The organism is Halopiger djelfimassiliensis (assembly GCF_000455365.1).
Lineage (GTDB): Archaea > Halobacteriota > Halobacteria > Halobacteriales > Natrialbaceae > Halopiger_B > Halopiger_B djelfimassiliensis.
Genome location: NZ_HG315686.1, coordinates 472,524 through 487,787, shown reverse-complemented (window position 1 = coordinate 487,787; position 15,264 = coordinate 472,524). Strand labels below are relative to the sequence as shown.

General features: G+C 66.8%; 16 protein-coding genes. 7 read left to right on the top strand and 9 right to left on the bottom strand.

Going from position 1 to position 15,264, the window contains the following annotated elements:
- Positions 1–38: 38 nt before the first annotated feature.
- The 3 genes from TX80_RS13420 to TX80_RS13410 are packed head-to-tail and all read left to right on the top strand — an operon-like array spanning position 39 to position 3,075.
- The gene (locus TX80_RS13420) at positions 39–1,154 is read left to right on the top strand and encodes a Gfo/Idh/MocA family protein (protein ID WP_049923632.1); all 1,116 of its coding nucleotides are present in this window, start codon (positions 39–41) and stop codon (positions 1,152–1,154) included.
- A gap of 2 nt (positions 1,155–1,156) precedes the next feature.
- Positions 1,157–2,101, top strand: a complete 945-nt coding sequence (locus tag TX80_RS13415) for a DUF362 domain-containing protein (protein WP_049923631.1) — start codon at positions 1,157–1,159, stop codon at positions 2,099–2,101.
- Entirely contained in the window at positions 2,098–3,075 is a 978-nt protein-coding gene (locus TX80_RS13410; protein WP_049923630.1) for an NAD-dependent epimerase/dehydratase family protein, read from the top strand. The genes TX80_RS13415 and TX80_RS13410 overlap by 4 nt, the downstream gene beginning before the upstream one ends.
- A gap of 37 nt (positions 3,076–3,112) precedes the next feature.
- On the opposite strand, the gene TX80_RS13405 is transcribed toward TX80_RS13410, so the two are convergent.
- On the bottom strand, positions 3,113–4,030 hold the full coding sequence (locus tag TX80_RS13405) for a glycosyltransferase (RefSeq protein ID WP_049923629.1): 918 nt from the start codon (positions 4,028–4,030) through the stop codon (positions 3,113–3,115).
- A gap of 158 nt (positions 4,031–4,188) precedes the next feature.
- Between TX80_RS13405 and TX80_RS13400 the strand changes: the two genes are divergently transcribed.
- Both TX80_RS13400 and TX80_RS13395 read left to right on the top strand, forming a co-directional pair.
- Positions 4,189–5,289 carry a DUF354 domain-containing protein gene (locus TX80_RS13400; protein ID WP_049923628.1) on the top strand — a complete coding sequence of 367 codons (1,101 nt, stop codon included), beginning with the start codon at positions 4,189–4,191 and terminating at the stop codon, positions 5,287–5,289.
- Positions 5,290–5,350: 61 nt separating this feature from the next.
- A complete protein-coding gene (locus TX80_RS13395) occupies positions 5,351–5,557 on the top strand; it encodes a hypothetical protein (protein WP_049923627.1) in 207 nt (68 codons plus the stop codon).
- Here the strand turns inward: TX80_RS13395 and TX80_RS13390 are convergent.
- The 5 genes from TX80_RS13390 to TX80_RS13370 are packed head-to-tail and all read right to left on the bottom strand — an operon-like array spanning position 5,542 to position 10,954.
- On the bottom strand, positions 5,542–6,657 hold the full coding sequence (locus tag TX80_RS13390) for a glycosyltransferase family 2 protein (RefSeq protein ID WP_049923626.1): 1,116 nt from the start codon (positions 6,655–6,657) through the stop codon (positions 5,542–5,544). The two genes, TX80_RS13395 and TX80_RS13390, sit on opposite strands and share 16 nt — an antisense overlap.
- Positions 6,644–8,203 carry a nucleotide sugar dehydrogenase gene (locus TX80_RS13385; protein ID WP_049923625.1) on the bottom strand — a complete coding sequence of 520 codons (1,560 nt, stop codon included), beginning with the start codon at positions 8,201–8,203 and terminating at the stop codon, positions 6,644–6,646. The genes TX80_RS13390 and TX80_RS13385 overlap by 14 nt, the downstream gene beginning before the upstream one ends.
- Positions 8,200–9,213 (bottom strand): Gfo/Idh/MocA family protein, encoded by a 1,014-nt coding sequence (locus TX80_RS13380; RefSeq protein WP_049923624.1) that lies wholly within the window; start codon positions 9,211–9,213, stop codon positions 8,200–8,202. The genes TX80_RS13385 and TX80_RS13380 overlap by 4 nt, the downstream gene beginning before the upstream one ends.
- Complete coding sequence (locus tag TX80_RS13375) at positions 9,210–10,379, bottom strand: DegT/DnrJ/EryC1/StrS family aminotransferase (protein WP_049923623.1); 1,170 nt, start codon at positions 10,377–10,379, stop codon at positions 9,210–9,212. Before TX80_RS13375 ends, TX80_RS13380 begins: the two co-directional genes overlap by 4 nt.
- Positions 10,376–10,954: an acyltransferase gene (locus tag TX80_RS13370; protein WP_049923622.1), complete on the bottom strand. Its 579-nt coding sequence runs from the start codon at positions 10,952–10,954 to the stop codon at positions 10,376–10,378. The genes TX80_RS13375 and TX80_RS13370 overlap by 4 nt, the downstream gene beginning before the upstream one ends.
- A gap of 438 nt (positions 10,955–11,392) precedes the next feature.
- Between TX80_RS13370 and TX80_RS13365 the strand changes: the two genes are divergently transcribed.
- Entirely contained in the window at positions 11,393–11,941 is a 549-nt protein-coding gene (locus tag TX80_RS13365) for a DUF7344 domain-containing protein (protein ID WP_049923621.1), read from the top strand.
- A 377-nt stretch (positions 11,942–12,318) separates the two neighbouring features.
- On the opposite strand, the gene TX80_RS13360 is transcribed toward TX80_RS13365, so the two are convergent.
- The 3 genes from TX80_RS13360 to TX80_RS13350 all read right to left on the bottom strand — a co-directional run bounded on the left by TX80_RS13360 (position 12,319) and on the right by TX80_RS13350 (position 14,407).
- Positions 12,319–13,308: a DUF1616 domain-containing protein gene (locus TX80_RS13360; protein WP_049923620.1), complete on the bottom strand. Its 990-nt coding sequence runs from the start codon at positions 13,306–13,308 to the stop codon at positions 12,319–12,321.
- Positions 13,309–13,598: 290 nt separating this feature from the next.
- Complete coding sequence (locus TX80_RS13355) at positions 13,599–13,874, bottom strand: PadR family transcriptional regulator (protein ID WP_049923619.1); 276 nt, start codon at positions 13,872–13,874, stop codon at positions 13,599–13,601.
- A 200-nt stretch (positions 13,875–14,074) separates the two neighbouring features.
- Positions 14,075–14,407: a winged helix-turn-helix domain-containing protein gene (locus TX80_RS13350; RefSeq protein WP_049923618.1), complete on the bottom strand. Its 333-nt coding sequence runs from the start codon at positions 14,405–14,407 to the stop codon at positions 14,075–14,077.
- Between the two features lie 634 nt (positions 14,408–15,041).
- Between TX80_RS13350 and TX80_RS20155 the strand changes: the two genes are divergently transcribed.
- Positions 15,042–15,212, top strand: a complete 171-nt coding sequence (locus TX80_RS20155) for a DUF7563 family protein (protein WP_449271534.1) — start codon at positions 15,042–15,044, stop codon at positions 15,210–15,212.
- Positions 15,213–15,264 lie beyond the last annotated feature (52 nt).

The window sequence follows — 15,264 nt, the reverse complement described above, 5'->3', positions numbered from 1 at the left end:
CCGATAACAAAGCCCGCTGGCGGCCCGTCCCAGTGTAGATGATCTCGTCACCGCTCAGTCGGTGGACCGATTCGAGCGCCCTCTCGCTTGGGGTGCTGGGCGTCGGAAACATCGGCATGGTGCACCTGAAATCGGCACTCTCGATGCCCGGCGTCGACGTGCCCGCGGTCGCCGACGCGGCTCCGGAGAACCGACGCAGGGCCGACCGGGCCGGCGTGGCTCGAACGTACGACGACTACGCGACCCTCCTCGAGTCGGAGTCGCTGGACGCGGCGGTCGTCGCGCTTCCGCCCAGCCTGCACGCGGCGGCCGTCGAGCGGGCCGCCGACGCCGGGGTCGACGTCTTCGTCGAGAAACCGCTCGCCCGCTCGACCGACGAAGCCGACCGGTTGCTGGAGACCGCCGCCGCGGGCGGGATCGCCGTCGGCGTCGACCACACGCTGCGGTACCAGCCCGACATGGTTGGCGTCAAGACGGCCTACGACGAGGGCCGGGTCGGGCACGTGCCGTACGCCTCGATCACGCGCATCAACGACGGGCCGCTTGGTCGTCCGCCCGTCGAGGACGCGCCGCCGTCGTGGCCGCTCGATCCCGACGCGGCCGGCGGCGGCTCGCTCCTCGAGCTCGGCATCCACTGTTTCGACCTCCTCGAGTGGCTGTTCGGCGACCTCGAGGTTCGCGATGCGGCGATCGGGCGGACGCTCGAGCTCCCCGTCGAGGACGCGGCGACCGTCCTCCTGCGGGCACCCGAGACGGGAACGACGATCACGCTGCACTGTGGCTCCTACCAGTGGGAGCAACTCCCCGAGGTGAACACCCGCTTGCAACTGGAGGGGATCACCGGAACGATCAGTAACGAGGACCACCTCCCAGCGAACTTCTATGCGAGCGCGGCCCGGTCGGCGCTGTCGAACGTGGCGCGTCGGCTCACCGGCGGCGATCCGGACGTCTTCGGACCGACATTCTACCTGCAGGCCCACTACGATGCGCTGGCGGCCTTCTGTGACGCGATCCGTGAAGACGAGACGCCGCCGGTCGACGGCGAGGACGGCAGGCGCTGTCTCGAACTGGCGGAGACCGCCTACGAACTGGCGGACCGAGCCGACGGTGACGATGCCGACCTCGCGGTCCCCGAAGCGGAGGTGACGCGGTGACGATGCGCACCGTCGAAGCGACCACGGTTCCGGCGGCCGACCTCGATCGACGCGACGGCTGGGAACCCGACGTCGACGCGCGACTGGCAGCCCTCGAATCGCCGGTTCGTGACCTGCTTGCCCCTCGTCTCGAGTCGCTCGCGGCCGATCGGATCACGATCGTTCCCGACGTGCACTACCCGTTTCACCCATCGACCGGGATGGTGACCGATCCCGCGGTGACCGGAGCGGCCGTCGCCGTACTCGAGGAGCGGACGGATGCCGACGTCGCCGTCGCCGGCGCAAGCGACGAGTACATCGACCTCGAGCGGACCGCCGCCTACCTCGGCTACGACGACCTGCTCGATCGGTTCGACGCGACACTCGTCGATTGCGCGGCCGCCGACGCGATCAATACCGTCGTCGAAATCGGCGACGAGTCGCTCGCGGTTTCCGTTCCGACGCGGCTGCGAGAGGGTGCTGTCGTCGTCGTGCCGACGCTGCGCCCGACCGCCGATGGACCGATCGCGGGCGGGATGCGCACGCTCGCGAGGCTGGTCGACGGCCCCGACGAGTCACCGATCGGACCGGTCGCCGCGACGCGTGCCGTCGAGCCGACGGTCGCCGTTCTGGACGCCACGACGACCTACGGCGGCCGACCGTACGCGGCCGACACCCTGTTTGCGGGGCCGCCGGCCGCGGTCGACGCCGTCGGCACCGCGCTCCTCGAGCGATCGCCCGAGGACGACGACGCGCTCAGGGTCGCCCTTTCGGACGACGGGACGGCGGTCGCCGTCGAGGGCAGCGGAACCGACGCCGGGTTCGACCTCGCGGCCATGAGAGCGCGGCTGCCAGCCGGCGAGCTACCGCCGTCGGACGAAACGCACCCCGCCGTATCGGCCGCCTACCGACTCTACGCGGCGCTCGGCGGCGATGCCGTGCCGCCACAGCTCGAGGGTCGGCGATGACGGGGACACGAACCGCGGCCGTCACCGGGGCGACCGGGTTTCTCGGCACCCACCTCTGTCAACGGCTGCTCGAGGACGGCTGGGACGTACGCGGCCTCAGCCGCCCGACGTCGGATCGTGGTCCCCTCGAGGAGGAACCGATCGACTGGTACGTCGGCGACCTCTTCGACGGGGGGACGCTTCGATCGCTCGTCGACGGCACTGACGCCGTCTTCCACCTCGCGGGCGTCGGGCTCTGGAGCGCCGATCCGGGGACGGTCGAGCGGGTCAACCGCGACGGTACGGCGGCCCTGCTCGAGGCCTGTCGCGACCGCGACGCCGGCCGGCTGGTGTTTACGAGTACGGCGGGGACGCGACGCCCGACCGGCGGCGACGAGTTCGCCGACGAGACGGACGTCGCCGAGCCGATCGGGGCCTACCAGACCTCGAAGGCGGCGGCCGAGCGGCTCGTCGACCGCTACGCCGCGACGGACGGTGACGCGGTGACGGTCCACCCCACGTCGGTCTTCGGTCCCGGCGACGGGACGTTCACCGCTCAGCTGCTGGCGATGGCCCTCGAGCCGACGATGCCCGCACACCTCCCGGGCGGGTTGAGCATCGTCGGCGTCTCCGACGTCGTCGACGGGCTGATCGCGGCCTCCGAGGCGGGCGGTCGCGGCGAACACTACATCCTCGGCGGCGAGAACCTCACCTACGATCGCGCCGTTTCGCGGATCGCCGACGAAGTCGGCGGCTCCCCCGCTCGCATCCGGGTCCCGGCGACGGCGATCCGTGCCGCCGGCCCCGTGGCCGAGGCCGCCGGCTCCGTCGCCGGCGTCCACGTCTTCCCGTTCAACCGACGGATGGCCCGGCTCGCGACCGAGCGACTGTTCTACACGTCACGAAAGGCCCACGAGGAACTCGGCTACGAGTACGACCCCCTCGAGACGCACCTGCCGGCGGCGATGGAGTGGTACCGGCGGGCGTATCGGTAGCCCCGCGAAACGGGCCGTCGTTGGCTTCCCGATCCGATCAGACGGCCCGCTCGTAGACCTCGAGCAGCCGCGCTGCCGTGCGGTCGACGCTGACCTCGGCCGCGGCGTCCCGGCCGTTCGACCGGTCGCCGCGCTCGAGGACCGCCCGGAGCCCGTCGATCAGTTCCTCGTCGGTGGTTCCGACGCGGGACGGCTCGACGCCCGCGAGCCGTTCGCGAACGTCGCCGACGTCAACGGCGACGACGGGCAGGTTACAGGCCAGTGCCTCCTTGACCGAGTTAGGCGACCCCTCGCTGTGGGAGGTCAACAGGAGCGCGTCCGCGGCGTTCATGTAATCGGGGACCGCGTCGTGGTCGACGTCGTAGACGGTCCGGAGCCGAACCGGGCGATCGAGCAACCCGTTGACCGCGTTGACGACGCGTCGAGCGCGCGGGTAGTTCTTCACCTCCCGGTCCGGGTGGTAGGGAAAGAGCACGTGCAACGCGTCGTCGTCCCAGCCGACCCGCTCGCGAGCGCGGTCGCGCGGTTCCGGCCGAAACTTCTCGAGGTCGACGCCGTCGGGGATCACCGCACAGTCCCGGCCGATCGTCTCCCGCATCCGCTCGGACATGACGACGACTTCGTCACACAGCGGGACACACGCGCGGCTGATCGGCTCGACGGGACCGTACACGTCCGATCCCCACAGGGAAAGCACGACCGGCTTTCGCACCTGTGCCAGCGCCATCGGGCCAGTCAGTCCGTAGTGTGCATGGATCAGGTCGTATCCGTTGCCGGCCTCCCTGATGACTTCCGGGAAGTATCGGAGGTAGGCGGTCGGACTCCGGGAACTGGCCCCGTCGATCTCGCCCGCCACCGACAGCGTCGAAAACGAGACGCCGCGCCGCTCGAGCGCGCGCATCTGCTCGGTCATAAACGGCGCGTCGGCGTTCGTCGTCAGCGTGAGCACGTGCATCTCCGGCTGGGCGGACACACCGGCCGCCGACGCTTTGTTAGCCGGGTCCTTTGTCCAGTCCGGGGACCGCCGTCGCGGGCGACACCGACGCGGCGACCGCGCGACGTTCGTCTGTACGTGTACTATTACAAAGCCTCGCCGTCGGCTATTCCGACTCGATGCGGATTCTCGTCTTCGCTAACACCCCTGCGCACGTACACCTGTACCGACACGCCGTCGACCGGCTCGAGGACGCCGGTCACGACGTGCTCGTTTTGACCCGGGAGTACGCCTGTACGACGGACTTACTCGAGTTCTACGGTCTCCCCTTCGAACGGTACGGCTCCCACGGGACGACCGCGCCGTCGACCGGACAGTTCGCCCGCGAGCTGACCGAACAGTTCGGGCGGATCGCGACTGCGGCGGTCCGGTTTCGGCCGGACGTCGTCTTCGGTCGCGGCCCCTACGCCGCACTCGCGGGTACGCTCACGCACACGCCGGTCGTCCTCGTCCTCGACGACGAACCCGGCGACTTCAACCACGTCGTCTCTAGCCCCTTCGCTGACTGTATCCTCTCGCCGGCGGTCACCCGCCGTGACCTCGGCGACGCCCACTACGCCTTCGAGGGCTTCAAAGAGTGTGCGTACCTCCATCCCGACGTGTTCGAACCGGACGAGGCCGTCCGGGACTACCTCGCCGTCGACCCCGACGAGCCGTACGCGATCGTCCGGTTCAACGCCCTCGACGCACTTCACGACGCCGGACTCGAGGGGTTCACGCGGTCACAGCGTCGGGATCTGATCCGGCGGCTGAGCGATCGGGGGACGGTTTTCGTCTCCGACGAAGGCGACGAACTGGACTGCCGGGAACTCCCCGCTCGGCCGTACGATCTCCATCCCGCACTGATCCACGACGCGATGGCGGAGGCATCGCTCGTGGTCGCCGACACCGGAACGATGGTCACCGAGGCCGCGCTGCTTGGCACGCCCGCCCTACGGTACCGCGGGTCTGACGACCACGCGTACGGCGAGTTCCGCGAACTCGAGCGCGTCGGCCTCGCCGAACAGTACGACGAGTACGACGGGGTTTGCGACCGTGCGCTCGAACTCCTCGGCGACGACGGCGCGGCCGCCCGCTGGGAACGGCGACGGCAGGCGTACGTCGGTGAACTGGTGAACGTGACCGAACTCCTGGTCGATGTGGCCGAAGCGGGTGGGACGATCGATCGACTCAGTTCGTCGACGCGGCGTTCGTTACAGCCCCAGTCCCGGTCGCAGTAAGTGACGATTAGTCACGAAACACTTATCCACCATACCACAGAAGATCCGGTCACACAGTTCTATGAGTCTTTCTAGCCTGCTCTCCGGACTCCTCTCGGATTCGGACCAGACGACCGAGTCCCCCGTCGAAACGGGGGCGTCCGAATCCGACGCCGCCGCAACGACGGTGATCCACGAGTGCCGAAACTGTGGCACGAACGTTTCGGCCGAGACGACCCGCTGTCCCGCCTGTGACGGCGACGATATCGTCACCTACTCGATCGACTGAGTGCGGGTCCGAGTCCGCCGCTGCGACTGGTGTTGTCCCCGCTCCTGGTTCTGTTCCGCCGGCCGTTCGATCTCGGCCGGGGGCTGCTGACCGCTGTACTCGTATCTCGTGACCTCGAGGTGGTCGTTCTCGTCGGCGTCCATCGAGATCGCGATCCCGATCGAGACGAGTCCGAGCAGGACGGTGACAAACGATACGAGCGCGCCGGTGAACCCGTCGTTGCCGCGAGCGAGTCGGGCAAGCGAGGCGACGAAGCCGCCGGCTCCGCCGGCGAGTCCCGACGCGCCGGCCCCGTAGAAGACGACGGCCGGATGGAACCGTTCGACCACGTACTGGCGTTTGAGTCGCCAGCAGAAGCTCCGAAGCAACAGCATGGAGACGAACCGGACGAACGGAACGTATCGGATACTGCTCTCCTCGTCGCCGTAGACCGCGGACATCGCGACGTCGGCGACCCGGCAGTCGTTGACGTTGAGGTGGGTGAGCAGATGATTGAGGAAGCCGTACCTGTCGGTCAGCCGCTCGAAATCGAGTTCCTCGATGGCGTCGCGTGAGATCGCGGTGTATCCGTTCTGGGGATCGCCGATCGTCCAGTAGCCCGAAGCGAACTTCGAGAGGCCGGTGAGGATTGCGTTTCCGACGAGCCGGAACGTCGACATGCCGTCACGGTCGTCCGGGTGGAGGAGACGGTTCCCCTTCGCGTAGTCGGCGTCGCCGGCAGCGACGGGATCGATGATCCGATGGAGGATCGCGGGATCCATCTGTCCGTCGCCGTTCATCACGGCGACGACGTCGATATCGTCTTCGGTGGCGCGTTTGTAGCCGGTCTTGACCGCCGCCCCGTAGCCGCGGTTTTGCTCGTGGCGGATCGGAACGACCCGGCGGCCGTCACCGCCGTCGGCCACCGCCCGTTCCGGTTCAGCGGTGTCGTTGATGCGTGATGCAACTCGCTGGATCGACTCCCAACTCCCGTCCGGCGATGCGTCGTCGACGGCGTAGATCCGGTCGACGTACTCCGGAATCGATTCGATGACGCGATCGACGAACCCTTCCTCGTTGTACGCCGTGACGACGACTGCGATCGATTTACCTTTGTACATTCGTACTCGTTTCGGTCGAGTGACGCGGTACAGTCGACGATTCGTCGTGCTGATCGTCGGGATCGTCGCGACGGTCGGTCGACGATCCCGCGATCGGATCGGTTCCGCTGTCATGGTCGTCGGTCGTCGGCCCCGGCGGCCGACCGCGCTGAGTTCCCCCGAGCGTATACTCCCGGTGGTCGGTCCGCGAGAGATCGACCGCATCCCGGCCGTCGACGACGATCATCGGCTCGAGGTCGTGCCAGTCGATCCGCTCGAACGCGTCGTGTGGCGTTACGAGCACCGCCCCGTCGAACGAGCGCTCGCCGAGAGCATCGATCCCGACGGGACACGCGCCGTAGTCGGCCGGATCGACCAGCGGGTCGACGCCGGCGACGTCCGCGCCGCGGGCCTGGAGTTCGTCGATGACCTCGAGCGCCGGCGACGCCCGCGTTTCCTCGACGCCGGGACGATAGGTGAGCCCGAGCACGGCCACCGACGCGTCGGCGACGGCAACCCCGGTTGCCGACAGCTCCCGCTCGAGTCGGTCGACGACGACCGACGGCATCCCGTCGTTGACCCGCCGTGCGGTCCGGGTCAGTTCCAGCGGTTCCTCGACCCGGGACAGCAGGAAATGCGGGTAGTACGGAATACAGTGGCCGCCGACGCCCGGACCGGGGTCGTGAAGCTGGCACATCGGCAGGTCGTTGGCCGTCCCGATCGCCTCGCGGACCGAAATCCCGAGTTCGTCGGCGGTCCGGGCCAGTTCGTTGGCCAGCGCGATGTTGACGTCGCGGTAGATCCCCTCGAACACCTTCACTGCCTCCGCCGTGGTCGCGTCCGACACCTCGTGGACGTCGTTGCTCGAGAGTTCGTCGTAGACGACTGCGGCGGCCCGCGTACTCTCGTCGTCGATGCCGCCGACGACTTTCGGGTACTGGCCGCGGATGTCCCGCAGCGCGGTCCCCGAGGACGTCCGTTCCGGACAGAACGCGAGCCCGAACGCGTCGCTCTCGAGCCCGCTCTCGGCCGCCAGATGCGGCTCGAGGACGTCACGACAGGTTCCCGGCGGGAGGGTCGACTCGACGACGACCAGATCACCCGGCGAGAGGCCGGCCGCGACGTCGTCGATCACCGACTCGACCGTCGTCAGCCGCGGTTCGTCGTCCTCGTCGAGCAACGTCGGGACGATGACGACGTGGATCCTCGCTGTTTCGGCGGCCGCGGGGCCGCCCGTGGTCGCCGAGAGTCGACCGGCCGCGACCTGTTCGGCGACGAGTTCGTCGAGCCCCGGTTCGCCGACGACGTGGCTTTCGCCGGCGTCGACCGTCTCGACGACCGCGGGGTCGACATCGACGCCGATTACGTTGCCGGTCGTCTCGGCGTAGACCGCCGCCAGCGGAAGCCCCATCTTGCCGAGTCCGTAGACGGCGACGGGTATCGCTCCCCCAACCAGTCGCTCCCGCTGTCGGCTCTCGGGAACGCTCGCGTCGTAGAGTCCGACCGATTCGGCCGGATCGGACCCCGAATCCGTTCCCTCGTCCGGGTCGTCCGATCGGTCGGTCATCCCGCTCCCACCCCCTCGAGTTCCTGCTCCCGATCCGGGTCCCCGTCGGAGATCAACGCATCGATCGTCTGGACGGTCTCGAGGGCCGCGACGCCGTCCGCCGCGGTGACTTCGGGGTCGGTTCCGGACCGGACCGTCTCGACGAACGATTCGAGTTCGTGGCGGAGCGGTTCGCCGTTGTCGACTCGCGGCCGCTCGACGACCCGCTCGTGGCGGTACCGTCGCTGCCCATCGTCGACGAGATACTCGGGATAGGAATCGCGGTGGATCAACACGGACTGTTCGAGGTAGTCGACCTCGACGAGACACTCCCGGGCGGTCACCGTGAGCTTTCGGACTTTCTTCTGGGTTACCCTGCTCGCGGTCAGCGACGCGAGCACGTCGTCGTACTGTATCGTCGCGGTCGCGTACCGACCGTCTCCGGCACCCATCGCCGTGAGCGATGACGGGTGCTCGCCGAGTAACGCACCGATGACGTCGACGTCGTGGACCATCAGGTCGAAGACGACGTTCCCCGGGGCCGTTCGGTCGACCGGCGGGCCGAGTCGCTCCGCTTCGATCCCGATGACGTCGAGGTCCTCGATCAGATCGGCGACCGCCCGGACCGCCGGATTGAACCGCTCGATGTGGCCGACCTGCAAGACCGCGCCGGAATCCCGTGCCAGAGCCGCCAGCTCCCGGCCCTGCTCGACCGTCTCGGCGATCGGTTTCTCGACCAGAACGTCGACGCCGGCCTCGAGACACCGCGAGACGGTTTCGTAGTGGGCACACGTCGGGACGGCGACGGTAACGGCATCACAGCGCTTTCGCAACGTCTCGACGTCGACCGCCTCGGTGCCGTACTCGTCGGCGACCCGTCTCGCGACGGCGCGATCGCGGTCCGCGATCCCCACGAGGTCCGCATCCGGAAGCGCGCTGTAGACGCGCGCGTGGTTCTCACCCATCGACCCGGCCCCGATGACGCCGACCCGTACCGTCCGTGCCGCTGTGGAAGTTCGTTCCGTGGTCATGAAGACTCAGACTGCGAGAAGTGATCGTGAATCGCTTCGACGACGGCCTGCCGATCGTCCTCGGAGAGGGTCGGATGGACGGGCAGGGACAGCACCGCGTCGGCTGCCTGCTCCGATCGCGGCAGCGACGCCGCGGCGGTGCTGATCGTCTCGTAGGCCGGCTGGCGGTGGATCGGCGTGTCGTAGTAGATCGCCGTCTCGATGTTTCGGTCCGCAAGCGTCGCCTCGAGTCCGTCCCGGTCGTCGGTTCGGATCGTATACTGGTGGTAGACGTGCCGGTAGCCGTCCGGTTCCGTCGGCGTCTCGACGGGGACCGTCGCGAGCCGGTCGTCGTAGTAGGCCGCTGTTTCCCGCCGCGCGTCGTTGAGCTCCGGCAGCCGGTCGAGTTGCGCCCGACCGATCGCGGCGGCGAGACTCGTCATCCGATAGTTGTGTCCCAGTTCGACGTGGTCGTACCCGCCCGCGTCGTCGGCTCCCCTGCCGTGGTTGACGTATCGTTCGACGGCGGCGGCCACGTCGTCGCGGTCGGTGGTGACCATCCCCCCTTCGCCGGTCGTCATGTTCTTCGTCGGATAAAACGAGAAGCAGGCGGCGTCGCCGAACCCGCCGACGCGGATCCGGTCGATCATCGCTCCGTGTGCCTGACAGGCGTCCTCGAGCACGAACAGGTCGTGTTCGGCCGCGATCTCACAGAGGGCCGGCATCGGCGCGGGCAACCCGTAGAGGTGAACCGGCAAGAGACCGACGATGTCGTCGCGGTCCGTCACGACCCGTTCGACGGCGTCGGGGTCCAGCGTATAGGTATCGGGATCGATGTCGGCGAAGACGGGCGTCCCGCCAGCGAGACGGATCGCGTTCGCGCTCGCGATAAACGAGAACGGCGACGTGAGTACTGCATCCCCCTCCTCGACGCCAAGGGCCTCGAGCGCGGCGTGTAACGCCGTCGTCCCGTTCGACGTCGCAACCGCGTGCTCGGTGGTACAGTAGGTCGCGAACTCGCACTCGAAGGCCCGGACCTCCGGGCCGTCCGCGAGCGACCCTCCAGTGAGGACCGACTCGACGCGATCGATGGCCGCCCGACTGAGGGCCGGATCGGCGATCGGGACCGACTCGCGTTCCGAGCCGGCCGTCCGTTCGGTCCGGGCGGAGGTCTTCCGATCGGTCATGCGAGTTGGTTCGGCCCCTCGAGGGGGTCCGGGAGCGGCTGGGTTGTCGCTGGCGATCCAACGGCGAGACTCTCGGCGGGCACGTCGTCGGTGACGACGGCCCCCGCCGCGACGAAGGCGTTCTCGCCGACGGTGACGCCCGGAAGCAGCGTCGCGTTCGCGCCGACCGATGCGCCGGTCTCGATTGTCGGGCCATCGAGACCGTCGTCGGTCCGGATCGGATACTCGTCGTTCGTCAGGACCGCACCGGGGCCGATGAAGACGTTGCTCTCGATCGTCGTCTCGGTCGGCACGTAGACGTTCGTCTGCAGGCTGACGTGCGAACCGATCGTCGTCTGCCCGTCGATGACCGTCTTCGTCCCGACGAGTACGTCGTCCCCGACGGTCGTCGACTCGCGAATCAGGACGTCGTGGCCGGTCGCGAACTCGTCGCCGATCGTCACGTCGCCGTAGACGATGGACCCGGCTCTGATCGTCGCGTCGTCGCCGATTCGGGTCGGCTCGTCGAACTCGCCGTAACCGACCGTCGCTTCGTCGTCGATCGTACACCCCGTTCCGGACTCGTACCCGCTCATTGGGGACCACCTCCGCCGACTTCGACTCTCGAGCGAGCGGGCGGCCCGGTCGTATGCGATCGAGTTCGCAATCGTCGGTAGCGTCGTTCGTGTTGTGTCATTGCTTACTCGATACCCGCGAGGGAATCGTGCTGATACAGCCGGTAACGAGGTTTTGTTATCCCCGCCTTGACGGGTCCGTAGCCGGAAACTACAGCCTCGAGCGGGGGTTCGATTCGGTCTCTTGCTCGCAGTTGCGGTGGTATCGGCCGATCGACAGCAGCCGTCGTGTAGCGGCCCGGAAACGTCGGATTAGCCGTCAGTCACGGCAGCTAACCGGTACAATTCGATTTCGGATGGGTAGCCGTGCGATAGTAAAGGGTACTGGGCTGTCAGGCAGTGGTGTGAGGTATCCGACCACCCCCGATCGGCATCCGACTCGGGAACGCGAGGGCACCCATGTCTGAACACGATCTCACCCAGGCCGAACTGTTCGACGTGTTCAGTAACGCCCGAAGGCGGCGGACGGTGCAGTATCTGAAACAGCAACGCGGCTCCTGCGATCTCGCGCCGCTCGTCGAACAGGTCGCCGCCTGGGAGAACGACACCGATCCGGACGACGTAACGCGCACCCAGCGACGACGGGTCTACATCTCGCTGTACCAGACCCACTTGCCGATGCTCGAGGAGCACGGCATCGTCGACTGGGACCCCGACAGCCACACGATCGAGTTGCTCCCCGACGAGGAGGTCTTCGAGCCGTACCTCGATCGACGGCTGGGGACCCAGCGGCCCTGGCACCGCATCTACGCGGCGGCCACGGCACTCGGCGTCGGCGCGTTCGCGGTCACGTGGCTTTCGGTTGGCCCCGTAACGGCCGGTGTTGCGCCGTTCGTCGCGCTTGCCGTCTGCCTCGTCGTTCTCGCGATCGCGGTCGTACAGCACGTCTCGCGACGGCCCGGACTGCAGTTCCCGTTCGAGCGTGGCCGTGCGAGTCGACACCAGTAGCGTTTCTCACTGCCCTCCGGACTGGATAACTCACACTCCGACACCGAGGCCCGCCCGTCCAGTCCACCGCCGTCGGTGTCGGCCGCTGATTTCAGACACGGCACCACCGGTTCCCGATCTCGAGCGACGCCGCGGCGATTCCCGCCCGGACCCGTCCTCGCCGGTTACCCCAGCTCGTGAGCCACGGGGACCGATGGTCCATTCCCGTCCGGCGGAACGTTCGGGACCGACGGCGAACGCATCTCGAACCGGAACCGATCGGTTCGACGCTGCGAGCGATCCGGAGCCGTGACGAAACCCCGTGCTCGAGCCTCCGACGGTCCCTCGAGAAGAGTCCGGTCGAACGAGACGCGACGACTGTGCCGCTCAGGGCGACGTCACTCGTCGGAGACGGTGATCCAGAAGTACGTGTCCTCGGCGGCGTTGTCGTTGGTCGGCTCCGCCGGCGGCTCCCCCTCGTAGAGGAGGGCGCTGATCCGGACCGTCTCGCCCGGGGTCGCTGTCGGCGTGATCGTCCGCTCGCCAGTGGCGGTCGCGTCGGCCGAGACGGTGGCGTCGATCTCCTGAAGTCGTGTCCGATCGACTACCGTTCCGTCCTCGAGGGTCTGCTCTTGGATGACGAGCGTGTATGCCGTCTCCTCGCCCTCGTGGTTCTCGACGGTGACGGTTACCGGAATCGACTCGCCGGGTTCGATTTCGTCGGGGAGTTCGCCGGCGACGAGGTCGCCGTCCTCGTTTTCGGTGTAGAGTCCGAGTTCGGTAAAGCCGCCGGTCGAGGTCGGCACGATGAACCCGACGAGCAATGCACCGACCGCCGTCGCGACCGCCGCGACGAGCAGTATCGACGACGCCGTCGCGACGGCCCCCTCGCCGCGGCGAAGCCAAGCGAACGAGACCAGCGGCGTCACCGTGAACCGCTCCGCGTCCGGCGTCCGAAGCCGTCGAACCACGCCGAGTTGGGCACACACGACGGTGATAGCGCCGAGTACCCCTGCGAGCGGTTCGGTAGCCAGTCCCCACTCGGTCGCCGGCAACGCGAGCGCGAGAAGCGGCAGGATCGAGATCGAGAGCACGAACGAGAGGCCGAGCCGTTCGGCGACATCGATACCGCGCGGATAGGTTTCGATTTCCGTCGCGGCCGTCTCGCGTGCGTCGCGCTCGGCGGCCGGAAACAGCATCGAGACGAGCGCGTACCCCGGCAGAAACAACACCAGCGGAAGGGTTGCGAGCAACCGCAGTGAATTCCCGGCGGCAAACGACGTAACGACGACGGACGCGACGACCGCAGCGACCGAGACGACCGCGAGATCGACCGGATACTGCCGGACGGAGCCAAGCCGCAGTCGAGTACTCGTCCGGAGACTCATTGCCGATACACCCGGAGTTGTCGATTCGCAACTGCTTCGATCACGGACGATCCGAATACCATTCTCGAGCGCACAGTCACCGTGTCGGTGCTTTGTTATGGCCGTGCTATCCGCACTCGCCGGGTGTCAGTACCGTTCGTGCCGTCGGGCGAACCGACGGCGATCACACTGCACGGATCGACCGGACGATACGGGGACGCCGATATGTGTCGGCGGCTCGAGTCGGAAAACGGAACGCGGGAAACGTACGGCCCCCATTTTCGGGCGCTGTCGTCCGCCGGCGGACCCGGTTAGAAATCGACGTACTGTTCTTCCCACTCTCGGCGCTCGTCGATCTGTTGTCGACCGGCGTCGGTGATCGCATAATAGTTCGTTCGCCTGTCGAGTTGTCCCTTTTCGACGAGTTCCTTGTTGACGAGCGTATCCAGATTGGGATACAGCCGTCCGTGATTGATCTCCGAGCTGTAGTACTTCTCTACCTCGTCTTTGACCGTTTGCCCGGAGGGTCGATCGGCACCCGCGATCACGTACAGCAGATCCCGCTGGAAGCCGGTCAGATCGTGCATTGCTCAATCACAGTGACCGTTCCACTGAGTAGATATTTGTTATCCGTATCATACAGCCTCGTTAGTACATCTTTCAGAAAATCGGACCCGTACTAAATTGTCCGTTCTCGTGACCGTCCTTGGTTCGAGAACCTTCACCGGTATCGTTTCACGGGGCGATACCGAGAGATCGGACTCGATGGGACAGTTCACTGATGCGATTACCCGTCGGTACTCGACAGCGTGACGTCGATTCCGTCCGCGCCGATCCGAACCTGAAGCTTCTCGACGGTCGCTTCGTAGGCCGTCGTGTGTGAGCCGTCGTCCTCGAAGCGAACGCACTCCGCGAGGAGGTCGCTCTCCAAGAGATTGTTGATCCGTCGGTATACCGTCGCCGACGAGCTATCCGTCCGCTTTGTCAACTCCTTTGCCGTCTTCGGCCCGTCACTCGTCGCGACGAGGATCGTTCGCGCACACTCGTCCCCGAGGACGTCAAGCTGAGCCGACGGATCCGTAGACGGTTCCGAGCGCGTATTACTCGCCTTCGTTGCCATCGGTATTCTCTTCCGTCGTCGCGGGCCGGTTCGGTTCGCTCCTCGTGGCGGGAGGTGTTGATACGAGGCGATCGGAGCCGTTCGAGACTGGTATCGAAGGTCCCTGCATTACGTGCCAACGATACAATCGGTAAGCGATAGCGGTATTTTATAACGATGTACCTTCGCGATCGAAGGAAACCCATTATTCGACGAAACGTCGCATTTCGTGAGCGAAACACCGGGTTTCAACGATCGAACGCCGTGATTAATCGACCCTTTTGTGGCCAACTGTCGGCCAATTCACCTAAACTCACCACGATCGAACCCGTCCCGCTCGAGACGCTGGGAACCGGTGTGTGAACGAGATCGGCCCGATCCCGGCGCGGAAACACCGTGTTTCCCGGGCTGGCGACGCACTGTTCGGGTGAACGGACTACGTCCTTTATTCGTATCTACTCCCCTCGGTCGTAGTGATGCCCGGACGTGTCCGGTCGTGTGATTGGACGTTCCGTCGGCGGGCGGCGGTTCGATCACCGATCCACGGCGATCGAACGCTACCGAGTCCCGCCGGAACGACCGTCCCGACTGCGACGGACCCGTCCGCGTACGTCACCCCTGGCTACCCATGAACTCCCAAGAAAACTGGCGACCGATGGAATCGTCGACGGCAGGCGCACGCTGTCGAAACTGTGGCACCCACGTTACACAGCAGTTCGCCCGTGTCTTCGGCGACAACGGCGACGTGGTACACGGCTGTCCGGCGTGTACGACATATCGAGAGATGCAATCGGGAGGTCACCTTCCCGGAAACGAACGACGGTAACCGGCCCCATCGGTCCGGGCACCGGACTGACCGGCCGACCGTCCGCTCGTCT

What these genes read in the sequence shown, in the direction of transcription:
- TX80_RS13420 (WP_049923632.1), top strand. Translation starts at nt 39, where the DNA reads ATGATCTCGTCACCGCTCAGTCGGTGGACCGATTCGAGCGCCCTCTCG.
- TX80_RS13415 (WP_049923631.1), top strand. Translation starts at nt 1,157, where the DNA reads ATGCGCACCGTCGAAGCGACCACGGTTCCGGCGGCCGACCTCGATCGA.
- TX80_RS13410 (WP_049923630.1), top strand. Translation starts at nt 2,098, where the DNA reads ATGACGGGGACACGAACCGCGGCCGTCACCGGGGCGACCGGGTTTCTC.
- TX80_RS13405 (WP_049923629.1), bottom strand. Translation starts at nt 4,030, where the DNA reads ATGCACGTGCTCACGCTGACGACGAACGCCGACGCGCCGTTTATGACC.
- TX80_RS13400 (WP_049923628.1), top strand. Translation starts at nt 4,189, where the DNA reads ATGCGGATTCTCGTCTTCGCTAACACCCCTGCGCACGTACACCTGTAC.
- TX80_RS13395 (WP_049923627.1), top strand. Translation starts at nt 5,351, where the DNA reads ATGAGTCTTTCTAGCCTGCTCTCCGGACTCCTCTCGGATTCGGACCAG.
- TX80_RS13390 (WP_049923626.1), bottom strand. Translation starts at nt 6,657, where the DNA reads ATGTACAAAGGTAAATCGATCGCAGTCGTCGTCACGGCGTACAACGAG.
- TX80_RS13385 (WP_049923625.1), bottom strand. Translation starts at nt 8,203, where the DNA reads ATGACCGACCGATCGGACGACCCGGACGAGGGAACGGATTCGGGGTCC.
- TX80_RS13380 (WP_049923624.1), bottom strand. Translation starts at nt 9,213, where the DNA reads ATGACCACGGAACGAACTTCCACAGCGGCACGGACGGTACGGGTCGGC.
- TX80_RS13375 (WP_049923623.1), bottom strand. Translation starts at nt 10,379, where the DNA reads ATGACCGATCGGAAGACCTCCGCCCGGACCGAACGGACGGCCGGCTCG.
- TX80_RS13370 (WP_049923622.1), bottom strand. Translation starts at nt 10,954, where the DNA reads ATGAGCGGGTACGAGTCCGGAACGGGGTGTACGATCGACGACGAAGCG.
- TX80_RS13365 (WP_049923621.1), top strand. Translation starts at nt 11,393, where the DNA reads ATGTCTGAACACGATCTCACCCAGGCCGAACTGTTCGACGTGTTCAGT.
- TX80_RS13360 (WP_049923620.1), bottom strand. Translation starts at nt 13,308, where the DNA reads ATGAGTCTCCGGACGAGTACTCGACTGCGGCTTGGCTCCGTCCGGCAG.
- TX80_RS13355 (WP_049923619.1), bottom strand. Translation starts at nt 13,874, where the DNA reads ATGCACGATCTGACCGGCTTCCAGCGGGATCTGCTGTACGTGATCGCG.
- TX80_RS13350 (WP_049923618.1), bottom strand. Translation starts at nt 14,407, where the DNA reads ATGGCAACGAAGGCGAGTAATACGCGCTCGGAACCGTCTACGGATCCG.
- TX80_RS20155 (WP_449271534.1), top strand. Translation starts at nt 15,042, where the DNA reads ATGGAATCGTCGACGGCAGGCGCACGCTGTCGAAACTGTGGCACCCAC.